Below are 17,416 nucleotides of genomic sequence, written 5' to 3'. Positions count from 1 at the left end.
GTCACCTCACCTTGGGGAAGCCCAGGTCGACCTCCGACGTGGCCGGGTCGGGCCAGCGGGAGGTGACGACCTTGCTGCGCGTGTAGAACTGGATCCCTTCGGGGCCGTACATGTGCAGGTCGCCGAAGAGCGAGGACTTCCAGCCGCCGAAGCTGTAGTAGGCGACGGGGACCGGGACCGGGACGTTGACGCCGACCATGCCGCAGACGACGTCGTACTGGAACTGCCGGGCGGCGCCGCCGTCGCGGGTGAAGATGGCGGTGCCGTTGCCGTACTCGTTGTCGTTGACGAGCTTCAGGGCCTCGTCGTAGGAGTCCACGCGGACCACGGACAGGACCGGGCCGAAGATCTCGTCGGTGTACAGCGGGGAGTCGGTGCTGACCTTGTCCACCAGTGACGCGCCGAGGAAGAACCCGGGGCCGCTGCTGACCGGGGCGTCGCGGCCGTCGACGACGACCTCGGCCGTCCCGGGCTCGCTCAGGTAGCCGGCGACCTTGTCGCGGTGTTCGCGGGTGATGAGCGGGCCCATCTCCGCGGCCGGGTCGCTGGCCGGGCCGACCGCGATCCGGCCGATCCGTTCGCTGATCGCGTGCACCAGCGGGTCGGCGACGGCACCGACGGCGACGACGACGGAGATCGCCATGCACCGCTCCCCCGCCGAGCCGTACCCGGCGGACACCGCGGCATCGGCGGCGGAGTTCACATCCGCGTCGGGCAGGACGACCATGTGGTTCTTCGCGCCGCCGAGCGCCTGGACCCGCTTGCCGGCCCTGGTGCCGGCCTCGTAGACGGCCTTGGCGATCGGGGTGGAGCCGACGAAGCTCAGCGCCTGCACGTCGGGGTGGGCCAGGAGGGTCTCGACGGCTTCCCGGTCGCCCTGCACGACGTTGAACACGCCGTCGGGCAGCCCGGCCTGGCGGAGCAGGTCGGCGAGGAGCAGCGAGACGGACGGGTCCTTCTCGCTCGGCTTGAGCACGAACGTGTTGCCGCAGACGAGCGCGTTGGCGAACATCCACATCGGGACCATCGCCGGGAAGTTGAACGGGGTGATGCCGGCGACCACCCCGAGGGGCTGGCGGATCGAGTACACGTCGACGCCGTTGGACGCCTGCTCGCTGTAGCCGCCCTTGAGCAGGTGCGGGGCGCCGGTGGCGAACTCGACGTTCTCCAGCCCGCGGGCCACCTCGCCGGCGGCGTCGGCGACGGTCTTGCCGTGCTCGGCGCTGACGAGCGCCGCGATCTCCTTGCGGTTGGCGTCCACCAGCTCACGGAAGCGGAACATGACCTCGGCGCGCCGGGACAGCGACGCCGCCCGCCACGCCGGGAACGCCTTCAGGGCGCTGGCGACCGCCCTGTCGGTCTCCGCTTTCGTGGCGGCGACGACGTACGCCTGCTGCTCGCCGGTCGCCGGGTCCCAGACCGGCAGCCGGCGGCCGCTGGTGCCTTCCACGGCGGCACCGTCGAGCCAATGCTTGATCTCACGCATGTCTTGTTGCCTCGGTTTCAGATCAGGTAGTCGGAGAGTCCGCGGCGGACGAACTGCCCGTGGCCCTTGCCGCCGTGATACGCGCCGTCGGCGACGATCACGCGGCCGCGGGACATGACGGTGTCGACCTTCCCGGCGATCTCGTAGCCTTCCCAGGCGGAGTGGTCCATGTTCATGTGGTGCGTCTCGACGCCGATGCGGGTGCGGGCCGCCGGGTCGTACAGGACGATGTCGGCGTCGGATCCGGGCGCGATGATGCCCTTGCGGGGGAACAGGCCGAACATGCGCGCGGGGGTGGTCGCGATCGTCTCGACCCAGCGGGCGAGGCTGAGCTTGCCGTCGACGACGCCTTGGTACAGCAGGTCGACGCGGTGCTCGACACTGCCGATGCCGTTGGGGATCTTCGAGAAGTCGCCGATGCCGAGCTCCTTCTGGTCCTTGAAGCAGAAGGGGCAGTGGTCGGTGGACACGACGGACAGGTCGTTGGTGCGCAGCCCCTGCCACAGGTCGGCGCGGTGCGTCTCGTGCTTGCTGCGCAGCGGCGTCGAGCAGACCCACTTGGCGCCCTCGAAGCCGGGCGCGCCGAGCTGGTCCTCCAGCGTCAGGTACAGGTATTGCGGGCACGTCTCGGCGAAGACGTTGCGGCCGAGGTCGCGGGCGGCGGCGACCTGTTCGAGGGCCTTGCTGGCGGACAGGTGCACGATGTAGAGCGGGCAGTCGGCGGCGACCCCGGCGAGCCAGATCGCGCGGCTGGTCGCCTCCGCCTCCAGGGCCTCGGGGCGGGTGAGGCCGTGGTGGATCGGGTCGGTCTCGCCGCGTTCGAGGGCCTGCTTGACCAGGACGTCGATCGCGGGCCCGTTCTCCGCGTGCATCATGATCATGGCGCCGTTGTCGCGGGCCTTCTGCATGGCGCGCAGGATCTGGCCGTCGTCGCTGTAGAAGACGCCGGGGTACGCCATGAACAGCTTGAAGCTGGTGATCCCCTCGTCGGTGACGAGGGTGTCCATGGCCTTGAGCGACTCGTCGTCGACGCCGCCGAGGATCATGTGGAACGCGTAGTCGATGTGGCAGTTGCCCATCGCCTTGCCGTGCCAGGCGGCGAGCCCGTCCTGCACCACCTCGCCGGTGCGCTGCACCGCGAAGTCGATGATGGTGGTCGTGCCGCCCCAGGCGGCGGCGCGGGTGCCGGTGTCGAACGTGTCGCTGGCGAACGTGCCGCCGAACGGCAGCTCCATGTGGGTGTGCGCGTCGACGGCGCCGGGGATGACGTACTTGCCGGTCGCGTCGATCGTCTCGAAGTCGCCCTCGGTCGGCCCCTGCCCGGGAGAGAAGATCGCCGACACCTGCTCGCCGACGACGAGCACGTCGGCGGGGAGCGCACCCGTGGGACCGATCACGGTCCCGCCCTTGATGAGGATCACGGTTTCACCAGGTCCCCGTACGCGTCGGGCCGCCGGTCCCGGTAGAACTGCCATCGGTCCCTGACCTCGGCGAGCAGGCCCATGTCGAGGTCGCGGACGATCAGCTCCGGGTTGTGCGAGTCGCCGACCTCGCCGACGAACTTCCCCTCCGGGTCCACGAAGTACGAGGTGCCGTAGAAGTCGTTCTCGCCCAGGTCCTCAATGCCGGTGCGGTTGATCGCGCCGATGAAGTACTCGTTGGCGACGGCGCTCGCCGGCTGCTCCAGCTGCCACAGGTACGCGGACAGGCCGCGGCTGGTCGCGGACGGGTTGAAGACGATCTGCGCGCCGTTGAGACCGAGCGCCCTCCAGCCCTCCGGGAAGTGCCGGTCGTAGCAGATGTAGACGCCGACCTTGCCGACCGCGGTGTCGAAGACGGGGTAGCCGAGGTTGCCCGGGCGGAAGTAGAACTTCTCCCAGAAGCCCTTCACCTGCGGGATGTGGTTCTTGCGGTACTTGCCGAGATACTTCCCGTCCGCGTCCACCACGGCCGCGGTGTTGTACAGGACGCCGGGCTGCTCCTGCTCGTACATCGGCAGCACCATCACCATGCCCAGCTCGGCGGCGAGGGCCTGGAACCGTTCGGTGGTGGGGCCGGGGATGGACTCGGCGTACTCGTAGTAGGCCTTGTCCTGCACCTGGCAGAAGTAGGGTCCGTAGAACAGCTCCTGGAAGCAGATGACCTTGGCGCCCTGCGCCGCGGCCTGCCTCGCGTACTCCTCGTGTGCCTTGATCATCGACTCTTTGTCGCCCGTCCAGCTCGTCTGGACGATGGCGGCCCGGATCACGTCTGCCATGGCTGCCCCTCTCTGGGCTTCTGCGGCTTCAACAGTGCTGGGCTTTACGTTGACCTTGTCTCGGGTCGGATGCCGTAGGACACTAACGACACAAATCTAGGCGGACAATGGTCCAAGCGTTACAGAATGTTTCGGAGATGTAATTTGCTCGCGCTCATCGCCGGGGCGGTCGACGACCGCAGCGCCCGGGGAATCGCCGCCGCCGTCAGCCGACTGGTGACCGCCGGGACGCTGCCCGCGGGCTCCCGCCTGCCGACCGTGCGGGACGTCGCGCGCGAGCTCGGCATCAGCCCCACCACCGTGTCCGAGGCGTGGCGCAGCCTTGCCCGGGCCGGCGCGATCCAAACCCGGGGCCGCTCCGGCACGTTCGTGGCCACGCCCTCGTTGCCGCGCCAGCGTCTGCGGTACGCGCAGCTCGGCGGCCGCATCGGCGAGCTCGGCCCCTCGGAGCTGCTCCGCGACTTCTCGACCGGCGTGCCCGACTACGACCTGCTGCCGTCGCTCACCGAAGCGCTGCGCCGCATCGGCGACGCCCGCCTGACGACCAGCTACCTCGACGGCGCGGTCCTGCCCTCGCTGGAGGACGTCCTGCGGGCCCGGTGGCCGTTCCCCCCTGACCAGCTCACCGTCGTCGACGGGGCGATGGACGCCCTCGACAGGATCACCGGCACCGTGGTCCGCTTCGGGGACCACGTCCTGGTGGAGAACCCCGCGTTCCCGCCGATGCTGGACCTCCTCGAAGCCGTCGGCGCAACGGTCGTCGGCGTCGCCATCGACGAGCACGGCATGCGCCCCGACGCCCTCGCTCTTGCCTTGACGCAGTGCGAGCCCGTCGCCGTGTACCTGCAGCCGCGCGCCCACAACCCGACCGGCGCGAGCATGACCCAGGCCCGCGCCGACAAGCTCGCCCGCGTCCTGGCCCGCCACCCGGGCGTCACCGTCATCGAGGACGACCACGCCGGCGACATCGCGACCGCTCCCCCGGTCAGCCTCGGCCGCCGCCTGCCCGACCGGACCGTCCACGTGCTCAGCTTCTCCAAGAGCCACGGCCCCGACCTGCGCCTCGCCGCGATCGGCGGCCCCGCCGCCGTGGTCACCGCCGTCGCCGACCGCCGCCTGCTCGGCCCAGGCTGGTCCAGCCGCCTCCTGCAGGCCGTCCTCGTCGAGCTCCTCACCGACCCGTCCACAGTGGACGCCGTGGTCCACGCCCGCGACGAGTACGCCCGCCGCCGCACCGCCCTGCTCGACGCCCTCGACACCCGCGGCGTCACGGCCACCGCCGCCGACGGCATCAACCTCTGGATGGCCGTCGCGAACCAGCAGGTGGCCATGCTCACCCTGGCGGCGCACGGCATCGCGGTCGCCCCCGGCGCCCCCTTCGAGGTGAGCCACCTCGACAGCGACCACGTCCGGATCACGGCCGGCCTGGTCCGCGACGGCTTCGACGACCTCGCCGACATCCTCGCCGAAGCCGCGGGCGCCACAACCCGCGGCAGCGGCCCCCGCACCGCCAACCACCCCCGCGGCTGGCGTTGAGCGCTGTAATACTCCGCGCCTCCCGGCGCGGGGCGGGGGTTCCCACCCGCGGCCCCCATGCTCGCTGCGCTCGCACGGCCTGCGCTGGCGCGCGCCCGCTTCTGCGCATGCGCGGCATCCGGTGGTCGCCCTGGCCAGGAGCGCCCACCCGCCACCGCACCCCCGGCCACACCACCATGCGGCGGCCCTCCCGCCCTTGTGCCGAACGGCCTGGTTCTGCCGGCATCCGAAGGCCCGGCCGCCGCGGCGGTCCCGGAACCCCGCCTGGCCGGTCACGGCGAACACCGTGGACCCGGGTCACGCCCGCCCGCGACGATCATGCACAACAGGCAGCGGCGAAGCACCACCGCGGCCGTCGTTCACGCCTGCTCTAATGTGCGCATGTTGAGCCTGCCCGAGCCGGGGACGCCGTTCCACCGCCTCGCCCGCACCGAGGCGCACCGGTGGTGGCGGCCGGTCGTGGGCACGCTCATCCTGGCCGTCGCCTGGTTCGGAAGCCTCCCCGCCCTCGCCGTCGCCGTCGACGCGGTCAGCCTCATCGTGCACGAGCCGACCGGCGTGAACGGCGCGTTGAGGTTCAGCCCGACCAGCGCGGCCTGGCTGTCCGTGCTGACCGTCGGCCTGCTCCTGCCGGCGGCGCTGTTGGCCGCCCGCGACGTGCAGAACCGCCCGGTCGGCACGCTCGCGTCGGTGACCGGCCGGGTCCGCCTGGGCTGGCTCGGCGGGTGCCTGCTTGTGGCGGCGGTGACGACGGTCGGGTGGATCGCCGGGGGCGAACTCGTCTACGAGGCGATGGGCGACGGAGACAACGGAACGCCGGTCGGCGCCGGCAAGTTCGGGCGCAACGTCCTGATCTTCCTCGCGCCCACGGTGCTCATGGCCGTCGCCCTGGAGTACGCGTTCCGGGGCTGGCTGCTGCAGGCCGTCGGAGGGTTCAGCAAGAAGCTGTGGCCGGCGATCGCCGTCCAGGCGGTCCTCTACGCCGCCGCATTCGGCACCGACGGGCCGTGGTCGTTCGCGGACTGGCTGGTCACCGGGGCAGTGCTGGGCTGGCTGGCGGTGCGCACCGGCGGCCTGGAGGCGGGCATCGCCCTGATGACGTGCCTCTACCTGACCGGCCTCGGCTACGACGCGCTGTACGGCTGGCTCACCTATTTCGGGCCCTATGACGACCTGGACTGGCAGATCTTCGTGCTGAACCTGGTCGTGAACCTGGTGTACGCCGCGGTCGTCACCCGGCTCGCGCGCCGCCGGGGCATCGTCACCGTCAGCGCGGAGCCGGCCGCGGGGTCGTACACCGTGGGGTCGAACGTCGTGGAGCCGGAGCCGGTCTAAAGCCCGTCTGACGCGGTCACGGCCCGGACCTGTTCGGCGATCGCCAGCTCCTCGTCGGTGGGCACGACGCACACCGTCACGCGGGCGCCGTCCGGGGAGATGATCGGGGCGTGGGCGGCGTTGCGGGCCGGGTCGACCGTGATGCCCCAGATGTCCAGGCCGTCGAGGGCGGCGGCGCGGACCGGGGCGGCATGCTCGCCGACGCCCGCCGTGAACGTGATCGCGTCGAGGCGGCCCAGCACCGCGTGGTAGGCGCCGACGTACTTGCGGATCCGGTGGCAGTACACGTCGAAGGCCAGCGACGCGTCGGGGTCGCCTGACGCGCGCCGGGCAAGGACCGTGCGCATGTCGTTGGCGCCGGACAGGCCCTTCAGGCCGCCGTGGCGCTGGAGCTGGTCCTCGGCCTCGGCGGCGGAGAGGCCGGCGGCGCGGTGCAGGTAGCTCAGGACCGCGGGGTCGACGTCGCCGGAGCGGGTGCCCATCACGAGGCCTTCGAGCGGGGTGAGGCCCATCGACGTCTCGACGCTGCGGCCGCCGCGGATCGCCGTGGCGCTGGCGCCGTTGCCCAGGTGCAGCACGATCATGTTCAGGGCGGCGAGCGGGCGGCCGAGCAGCGACGCGGTACGCCGGGAGACGATGTCGCACGAGGTGCCGTGGAAGCCGTACCGCCGGATCCCGAACCGACGAGCGAGGTCGCGGTCCAGGGCGTAGGTGCGCGCCTCCGCGGGCAGGGAGGCGTGGAACGCCGTGTCGAACACCGCGACGTGCGGGACGCCGGGCAGCGCCGCGCGGGCCGCCTCGATGCCGACGATGCCACCCGGGTTGTGCAGCGGCGCGAGGGGCGTGAGCTCCCGCAGTACCGACAACATCGCGTCGTCGACGAGGGCCGGCTCGGTGAAGGTGGAGCCGCCGTGCACGACCCGGTGCCCGACGGCGACGATGCCGGCGGTGTCCAGGCCGCCGAGGATCTCGCCGAGCGCGGCCGTGTGGTCCGCGACCCCGCCGGGCTCGCCGATCCGCTCGACGACACCGTGGGGTCCGGCGGCCGCGGGGTCGGACAGGTCGACGACACGGAACTTCACCGACGACGAGCCGCTGTTGAGCACGAGGATCATGACAGGCAGACTAGCGGTGTGGCTCGCATCGTGTACCTGGTCGAACACGGACCTGGATCCGGCAAGTCCGCCGTGGCGCTCGGCCTCGCCGAGCTCCTGTCGCGGAAGGTGCCCAGGATCGGGGTGTTCCGCCCGTTCGTCGACGGGACGGCGAAGGACTCGACCCTGGCGCTGCTGTGCGAGCGGTACCACATCGACAGCGACCATCAGGAGCTCTTCGGCGTCACGGCGGCCGAGGCCGCGCAGATGCTGTCCGCGGGCGACGGCGAAGGCCTCGTCGGGCGGATCGTGGAGCGGTTCCGGCCGATCGCCCGCGACCACGACGCCGTCGTCGTCATCGGCAGCGACCTCGACGACGAGCAGTCGCCGAGCCTCGCGCTCAACGCCCGCCTGGCCAACGAGTTCGGCGCGGTCGTGGTCGCCGTCGTCAACGGCGCCGGCCTGGACGCCGACACGGTCGAGTCGGTGGCGCGGCAGGCGTACCACGGGCTGGTCGAGCACGACGCCACCGTCGCCGCGGTCGTGGTGAACAAGTCGTCGGAGAAGCCGCCGGCGCTGCCGGTGCCCTGTTACACGATCCCGAACGTGGCGACGGTCGCGGCGCCGACGGTCGCGGAGGTCGCCGCGTCGCTGGGCGCGACCGTCGTCAGCGCCGGCCCCGCGTCGCTCGAGCGTGACGTGCTCGACTACGTCGTCGGCGCCGCCCAGGTGCCGGCCGTGCTCGACCACCTGACCGCCAACTGCCTGCTGATCACCCCCGGCGACCGGGCCGACCTGCTCGTCGCCGCGGCCGCCGCGCACGCGTCGGGGACGGTGCCGCTCGCCGGGATCGTGCTTACGCTCGGGATCGCGCCCGACCCAGCGGCCCTCGCCCTGTTCGAGCGGCTCAACACCGGTCTCGCCGTGTTGTCGGTACCGGCGGCGAGCTATGACACGATCGCGGCCTCGACGCGGATGGAGCACCGGCTCGGCCCCGCCAACCCGCGGAAGGTGGCGGCGGCGCTCGGGGCGTTCGAGTCGAACGTGGACACGGCGGCCCTCGAGGCGGCCCTCGAACTGACGGCGTCGACGCGCGTGACGCCGCTGATGTTCGAGTACGACCTGATCGACCGCGCGCGGGCCGCGAAGCGGCACCTGGTCCTGCCGGAGGGGACGGAGGAGCGGATCCTGCGGGCGGCGGACATCCTGCTGCGCCGTGGCGTGGCGTCGCTGACGCTGCTGGGTGACCCTTCGGTGATCGCCGCGAAGGCGCGGGACCTCGGTCTGGACATCTCGGACGCGGCCGTGATCGACCCCGCGACCTCCCCGCTCCTGGAGCGCTTTGCCCCGGTTTACGCGGATTTACGGGCACATAAGGGTGTAACGCTGGACCTGGCCCGGGACGTGGTCCGCGACGTCAGCTACTTCGGCACGATGATGGTCCACCTCGGCCTCGCCGACGGCATGGTCTCGGGGGCGACGCACACCACCGCCGCCACGATCCGGCCCGCGTTCGAGATCATCAAGACGGTGCCGGGCCTGAGCGTCGCCTCCAGCGTCTTCTTCATGCTCCTGCCGGATCGTGTGCTGGTGTACGGCGACTGCGCCGTCAACCCGGACCCCGACGCGGAGCAGCTGGCCGACATCGCCCTGTCGTCGGCGTCGACCGCGGCACAGTTCGGCATCGACCCGCGGGTGGCGATGCTGTCGTACTCGACCGGGACGTCCGGCGCCGGAGCCGACGTGACGAAGGTGGCCTCGGCGACCTCGCTCGTCCGCTCCCGCCGCCCCGGCCTTCCGGTCGAGGGGCCCATCCAGTACGACGCCGCGATCGACCCCTCCGTCGCCGCCACCAAGCTCCCGGGCAGCGCCGTCGCCGGCCAGGCGACCGTGTTCGTGTTCCCCGATCTCAACACCGGCAACAACACCTACAAGGCCGTCCAACGCTCCGCCGGCGCCGTCGCCGTCGGCCCCGTCATGCAGGGCCTGCGCAAACCCGTCAACGACCTGTCCCGCGGCGCCACGGTCAAGGACATCGTCAACACCGTCGCCATCACGGCGATCCAGGCCCAGGGTTTTTTGTCATACCCGTCGGGCACGATGGAGGCATGACGGCGAAACTTACCTCGGTGGTGCTCGACTCCCCTGATCCGCATGCGCTCGCCCGGTTCTATTCCGAGCTGCTCGACCTGCCCATCACCCGTGTCGACGGCGACTGGGTCGACATCGGCGACGGCACGACGAAGCTCAGCTTCCAGCACGCCCCCGAGTTCCGCCCGCCGCTGTGGCCCGACCCCAACTTCCCTCAGCAGATCCACCTCGACATCCAGGTCGACGACATCGACGCCGCGGAGTCCAAGGCCCTGCGCATGGGCGCCACCCTGCTCTCGACGAAGGAGGCCGGCTTCCGCGTGTACAGCGACCCGTCGGGCCACCCGTTCTGCCTCTGCTACGACTGACCTTCCGCCACGGCGAGGCCCATCCACCCTCTGCGGTGTTGGAGCGGTCCACCGCGACTCCGCCCGGGGTGTGGTCCTGAGCGGCGGGACACCCGAGCGCGGCCTGCCCGGCCTCCGTCCAGGGCTCCGCGACGTCCACGCCTGCTCCTGGATAGTGCCATGCCGAGGACCCGCTCACGACCGCGCTGCAGTGGACTCCCGCGCTGCCCGCCCAGCTCAGTGCCGGGCCATTCCCGCGCCGCACGTCCGCGCAGTTCCGCCTGTGCGATCTCGCCTGCACCGCCCTGCCTGTGCCGCCCTGCCTGTGCCGCCCTGCCTGTGCCGCCCTGCCTGTGCCGCCCCGCCTGCACCGCCCCGCCTGCACCGCTCGCGCGCGTCGCCTCGCTCGTTTGCCGCGTCTCCTGCCGACGCTCCGCCTGCCTGGCCGGCCGGCATCCTGGATGCCACCCACGTCCACACCTGCATCCGGAAAGCTCCGCCCGGCGACTCTTCCTCTGGCGGCCTCCGCGACCTGCATCCGCCCTGGTCGGGCTCATCCCGAAGACATCTGTAGGGCTACTCCCGCGGCCGACTCATACGCCGTCCCGCTCGCCTACTCCCGCAGCTGACTCTCTACAGCCGCTCGCCCATGCCGCCCGCTCGCTCGCCCCTGCTACCCGCCGGCAATCGGCCTGCGTCATCGACTCCCGGGCGCCAACCACGTCCACACCTGCATCCGGAAACCTCGGCACCCCCTCCACCCGGCAGCCTCTGCGACCTCCACCTGCCCCAGGGCGAACTCATCCCGAAGGCACCCTCAAGGTCACTCCCGCAACCGGCTCCCAGGCCGTCCACCTGCACAACCTGATCCTCGCCGGGCCGCGACACGCCAGAGCACCGTCCGGGCAGATCTCGCGCCGGCCTCCCGCGCCGCCTGCGCACCCACACCGTCAGCCGGCCCGCCCCGCCGCCACCTCGGGCGCGGCCGGTGTCCTGGGCGCCGCGAATGTCGACGCCAGCTTCCCGGCAAGTTCGTCCGGACCACCACTGCCGCGACCTGAACCTGCCCCGGACGGCGACCTGCAGAAGTCGCCCCGGGGCCGCTCCCACAGCCAGGCGCCGCACCGCGTCCGCCCGCAGCGCCGCCCGCCTGTCCTGCCTGCCTGCGTGCCTACGCCACACGGCCGACCGCGCCATCTGACCCGCGTCGCCCGCACTGGCTGCCCGGCCTCGTCGCCGCGCCGGCCGCCCACGCAACCACTCCGCGCTCGCCGGCGCCGCCTGCCCGCATCGCCTCCCGCTGCCGCCCGCCAGCGCATTCACGCCACACGCTCGCCCACGCCAGACCAACCACACCGTCCACACCACGCGCCCGACCGCGCCACACGCCCGGCCACACCGCACGCCCGACCGCGCCACACGCCCGACCGCGCCACACGCCCGACCGCGCCACACGCCCGACCGCGCCGCACGTCCGGCCCCGGCGCCATGCTGCCTGCCGCGTCGCACGTCCGGCCCGTGGCCGTGCGGGCTGCCTGTGTCGTCTGGCCGCTCGGCCCGCTCTCGCTCGCTCCCCGCACCGCCTGGCCGTGCCGCCCGCACACCCACACCGCGCGCTCCCCGCGTCGCCTGGTCGCGCGGGGGGCCTTCGCCGCTCCCGTGGATGCTGGCCGTCTCCCGCCGGACGGTGGCGCCGTCAGGCAGTCGGTGCGGCCAGGGGCCGGTGGTGGGGAGGGCGACGGGCCGGGGCTACGGGTTGACCAGGGGTTTGGTGGGGCAGCCGTGTTGTTGCTGCCACTGCTCAACGTCGGCTACCGGGGACTTCTCGGTGCCGGCTTTCCAGGCGTCGAGGTAGGACCAAGGCCAGATCGCGCCGCGGCGGGTCCACCAGTCGGTGGTCTTCTGGCAGGCCGGGGAGATGCCGAAGTGGATGTGGCAGGCGCTGGCGTCGCCGGTGCGGCCGACCTTGGCCACCGGCTGGCCGGCCTTGACCGGGGTGCCGGCCTCGATGCCCTGGTCGATCGTGGAGAAGTGGGACATGTAGTAGCGGATGCCGTCGCCGCCGAGGATGTTGACGGAGAGGCCGCCGCGGGTGGCGCCGTCGTTGACCTTCGCCTGGTAGGTGTCGGTGCGGGTGACCTCCAGGACCGTGCCGTCGACCGGGGAGACGGCGGTGAGGCCGCAGGCGGCCATGATGTCGCTGGCCGGGTAGTCGTGGTGGGTCCGCGCGTAGGAGGCCTTGCCCTGCACCGGGAACGCGTGCTTGACCGGCTGCCCGGCGGCGGCGCCCGCGGTGGAGCCGGCGCTCGGCGCTGCTGCCTGCGAGGACGACGGACCGGATCCCACCTGGCGGCCGGGTGACTCCGACGCGGCCGGGGTCGGCGGGGCGGTCGAGGGGGCGGGGTCGCCGCCGCAGCCGGCGGCGCCGAGCGCCACCAGCGCGACGACACCGGCGAGCCTGGTGCGCAGCGCGAACATCGTCAGCCACCCTACGCCCCCTCGACAACCACCCGCGTCACGGCGCCCGGCCGTGGCGCTTCGAGCGTTCAGACGGGCGCGGGAAGGATGGCGAGGAGCTGGGTGGGGGGTTCCAGGGCGTCGACGAGGGTGTCGCCCTCGAGCCAGAGGCCGCCGGCGCGGCAGACGAGCGCCGCGGCGGCCTCGACGGGACAGGGCAGGAGGGCGCCGCAGGCGCCGCAGCGGGCCGGGTCGTCCGGGTCGCGTTCGAGGTGGCGCGTCTGGAGTTCCGCGGCGGTGGTGACAAGGACGCTGTCAGGGTCGAGGTGCAACATGTCGATGATCGTGCCGCCGGTACCGGCGACGACAGCGCCACAAAACGGGTGAAAAGCCTGCGGAGGGCGGGTCACCCGGGCAGATCAACGGGAGGGCTGGCCGGTCCCGTCGCACTGGCTCGCGGCGCCGGTGACGCCGTCGGGCTGGTGGGCCGGGGTCGGGGAGCCGGCGTTGACGTGGACGCGCGCGCCGCAGACGGGGCAGCGGCTCATGGCCTCGGAAGACATCTCGCTCACCTCACGCAGACAGGAAGGCCGGACGAGGGAGTGATTCCCCCCGTCCGGCCTCTTGGAACATGTCAGCCGCTGACGAGCGCCAGCATCTGGCTGATCTGCTGCGTGCGGGACAGCTCGATACGCTCCGCGAACTGCTTGACGGTGCTGTTCTGGCCGTTCGCCTTCAGCTGCTGCGCCATCTCGACCGCGTTGTGCTGGTGGGCGATCAGCAGGTTGAGGAACTTGGTCTCGAAGTCGGCGCCGGACGCGTCCCGCAGGGCCTTGATCTCCGCCTCGCCGGTGGCGGGCTGGCCGCCGTGCGCGGCGTGGCTGCTGTGGTCGTCGCTGCCGGTGGCCTGCTCGTTCCAGCCGGTGAGCCAGCCCTTCATGCGGTCGACCTCCTCGGCCTCGACGACGTCGATGGCGCCGGCGAGGTTGACGACGTCCTCGCGGACGCCCTTGGCCTTGCCGAGCTTCAGCATCTCCAGGCCCTGCCGCTGGTGGCCGATCATCATCTGCAGGAACAGCACGTCGTAGGCGTTGTGCGGGCCTTCGGCGACGGCGGCGACGCCCTGCGGCGCGGCCGCGGCACCCCGCTGCGGGCCGCCGGCGGGCTGGTCGACGTCCTTGCAGCCGGTGAGCAGGAGCGCGGCGCCGACCAGCAGCGCGACGGCGGTGCGGAAACGCGTCACGGCGGTCACACCGGCAGCCAGAGCGCGAGCGTGTAGATCGGCTCCCAGCTGTAGATCGCGGTGTGGGCCTGGCGGCACTGGTACTTGCGGCCGTCGTACGTGACGACGTCACCGACGTGGTAGGTGACGTCGGCGGCCCAGGCGGCCCCGCCGGGGGCGGGCGTGGTGGTGGGCGGCTTCGAAGCGGTCGGCTTCGGGGAGGCGGACGCGGTGGGTTTCGGAGAAGAGGTGGCGGTGGCGGTCGGTTTGGGAGTCGCCGTGGGGGTGGAGCCGCCGCCGGAGCCGATCTGCAGGTCGACGCAGTTGTAGAACGCGTTCACCGTGTCGGCGATGTTCCACACCGCGAGGACCGTCTGCCGGCCCGAGTACCCGGCGAGGCTCACCTGGTGCGACACGGTCGCGTTCGGCTGCTTGCCGCCGTCGTTGAACTGCGCGATGCGGGTGTTGCCGATGAAGTAGTCCCACGTGCTGGTGGAGTGCCGGGCGGTCAGGACCCAGTTGAAGGTGACCGAGGTGCCGACCTGCGTGGCGGGCCAGTTGCGGCTGTTGTCGTTGAGCACCGCGAACTCGGGCTTGCCGGCGTTGCAGTTCTTCTGCCCCTTCGGGCCTTCGACGCTCTGCGGCTCGTACTGGATGGGACCGCAGTCGGCGACCTTCTTCTGCGCGCACAGCGCCTGCCGGCTCGGCGGTGAGGATACGTATCCGTGCGCCGAAGCGGGCGAGCCGAACCACAGAGTGCCGGCCGTCGCACCCAGTGCGACCAGCGGATACAGCACGGATCTACGCATCGCCAATTTTCCTTCCACACCTTTGTCGAGCAGGTGCGGAAAAACGTATCGGAGGTGCGCTTAACGAGCCCTTCTGCGATTTGCAAATCCCGCCTAACGCGTATTTATGGCGTCGTTAAGCGAGACGGGGGAGGCGAGGCCGAGGCCGACGGCGGGCGGGTGCGAGGCGACGAGCCAGTCGGCGGCGACCCGCGCGCGGTTCGCCGGCAGGGACAGCAGATGGTAGGCGCGGGTGACGGCCTTGGCGGGCAGGCCGGACAGCGGGACCCGCAGCGGGTTCGCCGCGGCGTCCGGGCCGCCGAGGTCGACCAGGAAGCCGAGGTCGTGGTGCTTGTACCGGCGCCGTTTCCCGATCCCGAAGGAGGCGACCACGTTGCGCGCGGCGAGCGCGCCCTGGCGGACGGCGTGCTGCGCGGTCATCGGGGTCAGCCGGCCGGGCCGGGTCAGGTCGGGCACGGCGGCGGCGTCCCCGCAGGCGAACACGTCCGGGAACCCGGGCACCGTCAGGTACTCGTCGACGACGAGCCGCCCCTGCTCGGTGCGTAGCCCGAGGTCCTCGACGAGCGGGTCCGGCCGCACCCCCACGCACCAGATGAGGGTGCGGGTCGGCACGACCCGCCCGTCGGTGAGCCGGACCCGGTCCGACTCGGCGGCGGCGACGGACGCGCCGGTCAGCACCTCGACGCCGCGGGCGCGCAGCACCCGGTCCGCGGTGCGGGAGAGGCGCGGCGACAGCTCCGGCAGCACCCGCGGCGCGGTGTCCAGCAGCAGCCAGCGCACCGGCACGCCGGCGAGGGACGGCTGGTGGCTGACGATGTCGGCGACGGCGAGCCGGCAGTGCGCGGCGACCTCGGTGCCGGTGTAGCCGGCGCCGACCACGACGAACGTCAGCCTGGCCGCGCACTCCGCCGGGTCGTCGGCGGACGCGGCGAGCTCGACCTGCCGGATCAGGTGGTCGCGCAGGTACAGCGCCTCCGGGATGCCGCGGAAGCCGTGCGCGTGCTCGGCAACGCCGGGGATCGGCAGGAGCTTGTTGACGCTCCCGACCGTGATGACCAGCCGGTCGTACGTGAGCTGCCGGGTCCGCGCGGCGCCGTCCTCGAAGCGGACCGTGCGCCGGTGCGGGTCGACGTGCGTGGCGTTGCCGAGCACGAACCGCACCCCCGGCAGGGCGGCGGGCAGCGACACCGCCACCCGGCGGGGCTCCAGGACGCCGGCCGCCACCTCCGGCAGCAGCGGCAGGTACAGGAAGTAGTCAGTCGGGTTGAGCAGCGTGATCCGCGCCCGCCCGCGGGTCAGCCGGGTCAGCCGCCGGGCCGCATGGAACCCCGCGAACCCGCCGCCGACCACCACGATGTGGGGTGCCATACAAGCCTCCGTCGTGAGCGTCACACCGCGATACCCAGCTCGACCCGGGTCACGCCGGGCGCGCATGATCGCTGGCATGCTCACCGTCGTGCTGCGGACCGCTCAGGTCGCCAGGGTCCTTGCCGCGAGCTTGCTGGGCCGGCTGCCGCTCGGTGCCGCACCCGTCGCGCTGCTGCTGTTCGCCCGCGAGACGCTGTCGATCGGCGCGGCCGGCGCGCTCGTCGGCGTCTACACGGCGGGGGTCGCGGTCGGCGGGCCGGTCCTCGCCCGCGTCGCCGACCGGTTCAGGCAGCCGCCGGTGATGCTGGCCGGCGCGGCCGTGTCGACCGCCGGGTTCGTGCTCCTCGCGTCGGGCGTGCCGCTGTGGGCGGCACTGTTCGCGGTGCTCCTGGCGGGCCTGGGCGCGCCGCCGTTCGAGGCGGGCCTGCGGGTGCTGTGGCGGTCGCTGCTGCCGGAGGAGCAGGTGCCCACCGCGTACACCCTGGACATCGCGGTGCAGGAGCTCATCTTCATCTTCGGTCCGCTGGTCGCCGGCGCGTCCGTCGCGGCCGGCGGTCCCGTCACGGGCCTGTACGTGACCGCGGGCCTGCAGTTGGCCGGGACCGTGTGGTTCGTCACGACGCCCGTGGTGCGCGGGTGGCGCGGTGAGCACGCGGAGCGGCACTGGGCCGGGGCGTTGCGCTCGGGCCGGCTGAGGCTGCTGCTCGTCGCGGTGGTCCTCGTCGGTACGGGTGTCGGCAGCCTCCCCGTCGCGGTGATCGACTACGCGGAGTCGGTCGGCGGCCGTGGCTGGTCGAGCTGGATCCTGGCGGCGCAGGCGACCGGTGCGCTCATCGGCGGGCTCGTCAACACCCGGGTGAAGGTCGACGGGCGGCGGCTGCCGCTGCTCGCCCTGTGTCTCGGCCTCGGGTATGCGCCGCTGCTGCTCACCCCGTCCCAGCCGGTCCTGCTGCTGCTCCTCGCGGTCCTCTCGGGGCTGTTCCTGCCGCCGTTCCTGGCCGCGACGTTCGTCACCGTCGACCGGATCGCGCCGGCTGGCACGGCGGCGGAGGCGTTCGCGTGGGTGGCGACGGCGTTCTCGGTCGGCGCCGCGGCGGGCGCCGCCGTGGACGGCGCGATCCTGGACGCGACGACCGGGCCGCGGATCGGGTTCCTCCTGTCGCCGCTGGTCATCGCGCTCGCCGCGCCGCTGCTGGTGCCCCTGGCCAGAAACCTCCGCACGGGCGGCGACCCGGCACCCGCCGAACACGTTCGGGCGGAGACCCCCTGATTTGTCCGAAATAACCGGAAAATCGGGTTTACTGACTAGTGTCGAAAGCAGCGCGACGGCCACCGGTTGAAATCAACGGGGGACGGGGGACGTCGCGGCAGCGGCGGGTCCGGGGCGGCAATGGCGCCACCCGGACCCGTTCGA

Annotated in this window: 15 protein-coding genes; 5 read left to right on the top strand and 10 right to left on the bottom strand. The window is 72.4% G+C overall.

What is annotated here, in order from left to right; all coding sequences use genetic code 11:
- Nucleotide 1: 1 nt before the first annotated feature.
- Genes ABZ321_RS20300 through ABZ321_RS20290 form a run of 3 tightly spaced genes read right to left on the bottom strand, consistent with a single transcriptional unit; the run spans nt 2 to nt 3,743 of the window.
- Nucleotides 2–1,486 (bottom strand): CoA-acylating methylmalonate-semialdehyde dehydrogenase, encoded by a 1,485-nt coding sequence (locus ABZ321_RS20300; protein WP_354893234.1) that lies wholly within the window; start codon nt 1,484–1,486, stop codon nt 2–4.
- A 17-nt stretch (nt 1,487–1,503) separates the two neighbouring features.
- Nucleotides 1,504–2,907, bottom strand: coding sequence for a dihydropyrimidinase (gene hydA, locus ABZ321_RS20295; protein ID WP_354893226.1), 1,404 nt, complete (start codon nt 2,905–2,907; stop codon nt 1,504–1,506).
- The gene (locus ABZ321_RS20290) at nt 2,904–3,743 is read right to left on the bottom strand and encodes a nitrilase-related carbon-nitrogen hydrolase (protein ID WP_344502589.1); all 840 of its coding nucleotides are present in this window, start codon (nt 3,741–3,743) and stop codon (nt 2,904–2,906) included. Before ABZ321_RS20290 ends, hydA begins: the two co-directional genes overlap by 4 nt.
- A 144-nt stretch (nt 3,744–3,887) precedes the next feature.
- On the opposite strand from ABZ321_RS20290, the gene ABZ321_RS20285 reads away from it, so the two are divergent.
- Both ABZ321_RS20285 and ABZ321_RS20280 read left to right on the top strand, forming a co-directional pair.
- On the top strand, nt 3,888–5,279 hold the full coding sequence (locus ABZ321_RS20285) for an aminotransferase class I/II-fold pyridoxal phosphate-dependent enzyme (protein ID WP_344502590.1): 1,392 nt from the start codon (nt 3,888–3,890) through the stop codon (nt 5,277–5,279).
- A 381-nt stretch (nt 5,280–5,660) separates the two neighbouring features.
- Nucleotides 5,661–6,614 carry a CPBP family intramembrane glutamic endopeptidase gene (locus ABZ321_RS20280; RefSeq protein ID WP_354893221.1) on the top strand — a complete coding sequence of 318 codons (954 nt, stop codon included), beginning with the start codon at nt 5,661–5,663 and terminating at the stop codon, nt 6,612–6,614.
- Here the strand turns inward: ABZ321_RS20280 and ABZ321_RS20275 are convergent.
- The gene (locus tag ABZ321_RS20275) at nt 6,611–7,729 is read right to left on the bottom strand and encodes an acetate kinase (RefSeq protein ID WP_354893218.1); all 1,119 of its coding nucleotides are present in this window, start codon (nt 7,727–7,729) and stop codon (nt 6,611–6,613) included. The two genes, ABZ321_RS20280 and ABZ321_RS20275, sit on opposite strands and share 4 nt — an antisense overlap.
- 18 nt (nt 7,730–7,747) lie before the next feature.
- Here ABZ321_RS20275 and pta point away from each other — a divergent pair, with 18 nt between their 5' ends.
- Together pta and ABZ321_RS20265 are read left to right on the top strand one after the other, a co-directional pair.
- Nucleotides 7,748–9,820, top strand: coding sequence for a phosphate acetyltransferase (gene pta, locus ABZ321_RS20270; protein WP_344502593.1), 2,073 nt, complete (start codon nt 7,748–7,750; stop codon nt 9,818–9,820).
- Entirely contained in the window at nt 9,817–10,167 is a 351-nt protein-coding gene (locus tag ABZ321_RS20265) for a VOC family protein (protein ID WP_344502594.1), read from the top strand. Before pta ends, ABZ321_RS20265 begins: the two co-directional genes overlap by 4 nt.
- Before the next feature lie 1,728 nt (nt 10,168–11,895).
- Here ABZ321_RS20265 and ABZ321_RS20260 read toward each other — a convergent pair.
- From ABZ321_RS20260 to ABZ321_RS20235, 6 genes are all read right to left on the bottom strand, one after another.
- Nucleotides 11,896–12,624, bottom strand: coding sequence for a M23 family metallopeptidase (locus ABZ321_RS20260; protein WP_344502595.1), 729 nt, complete (start codon nt 12,622–12,624; stop codon nt 11,896–11,898).
- Between the two features lie 68 nt (nt 12,625–12,692).
- Entirely contained in the window at nt 12,693–12,938 is a 246-nt protein-coding gene (locus ABZ321_RS20255; RefSeq protein ID WP_344502596.1) for a hypothetical protein, read from the bottom strand.
- Between the two features lie 84 nt (nt 12,939–13,022).
- A complete protein-coding gene (locus tag ABZ321_RS20250) occupies nt 13,023–13,166 on the bottom strand; it encodes a hypothetical protein (RefSeq protein ID WP_344502597.1) in 144 nt (47 codons plus the stop codon).
- 71 nt (nt 13,167–13,237) lie between these two features.
- Nucleotides 13,238–13,846, bottom strand: coding sequence for a DUF305 domain-containing protein (locus tag ABZ321_RS20245; protein WP_344502598.1), 609 nt, complete (start codon nt 13,844–13,846; stop codon nt 13,238–13,240).
- Nucleotides 13,847–13,851: 5 nt separating this feature from the next.
- Nucleotides 13,852–14,640, bottom strand: a complete 789-nt coding sequence (locus ABZ321_RS20240) for a lytic polysaccharide monooxygenase (RefSeq protein WP_354893212.1) — start codon at nt 14,638–14,640, stop codon at nt 13,852–13,854.
- An 87-nt stretch (nt 14,641–14,727) separates the two neighbouring features.
- Nucleotides 14,728–16,002, bottom strand: a complete 1,275-nt coding sequence (locus ABZ321_RS20235; protein WP_344502600.1) for an NAD(P)/FAD-dependent oxidoreductase — start codon at nt 16,000–16,002, stop codon at nt 14,728–14,730.
- Between the two features lie 76 nt (nt 16,003–16,078).
- Here ABZ321_RS20235 and ABZ321_RS20230 point away from each other — a divergent pair, with 76 nt between their 5' ends.
- A complete protein-coding gene (locus tag ABZ321_RS20230; RefSeq protein ID WP_344502601.1) occupies nt 16,079–17,272 on the top strand; it encodes an MFS transporter in 1,194 nt (397 codons plus the stop codon).
- Nucleotides 17,273–17,416 lie beyond the last annotated feature (144 nt).

The sequence above is a fragment of the Dactylosporangium sp. NPDC006015 genome, from assembly GCF_040614215.1.
In the GTDB taxonomy this organism is placed as follows: Bacteria; Actinomycetota; Actinomycetes; order Mycobacteriales; family Micromonosporaceae; genus Dactylosporangium; species Dactylosporangium maewongense.
Note: the sequence above shows the minus strand (reverse complement) of the source record. Positions and strands in the feature narration are given on the sequence as shown.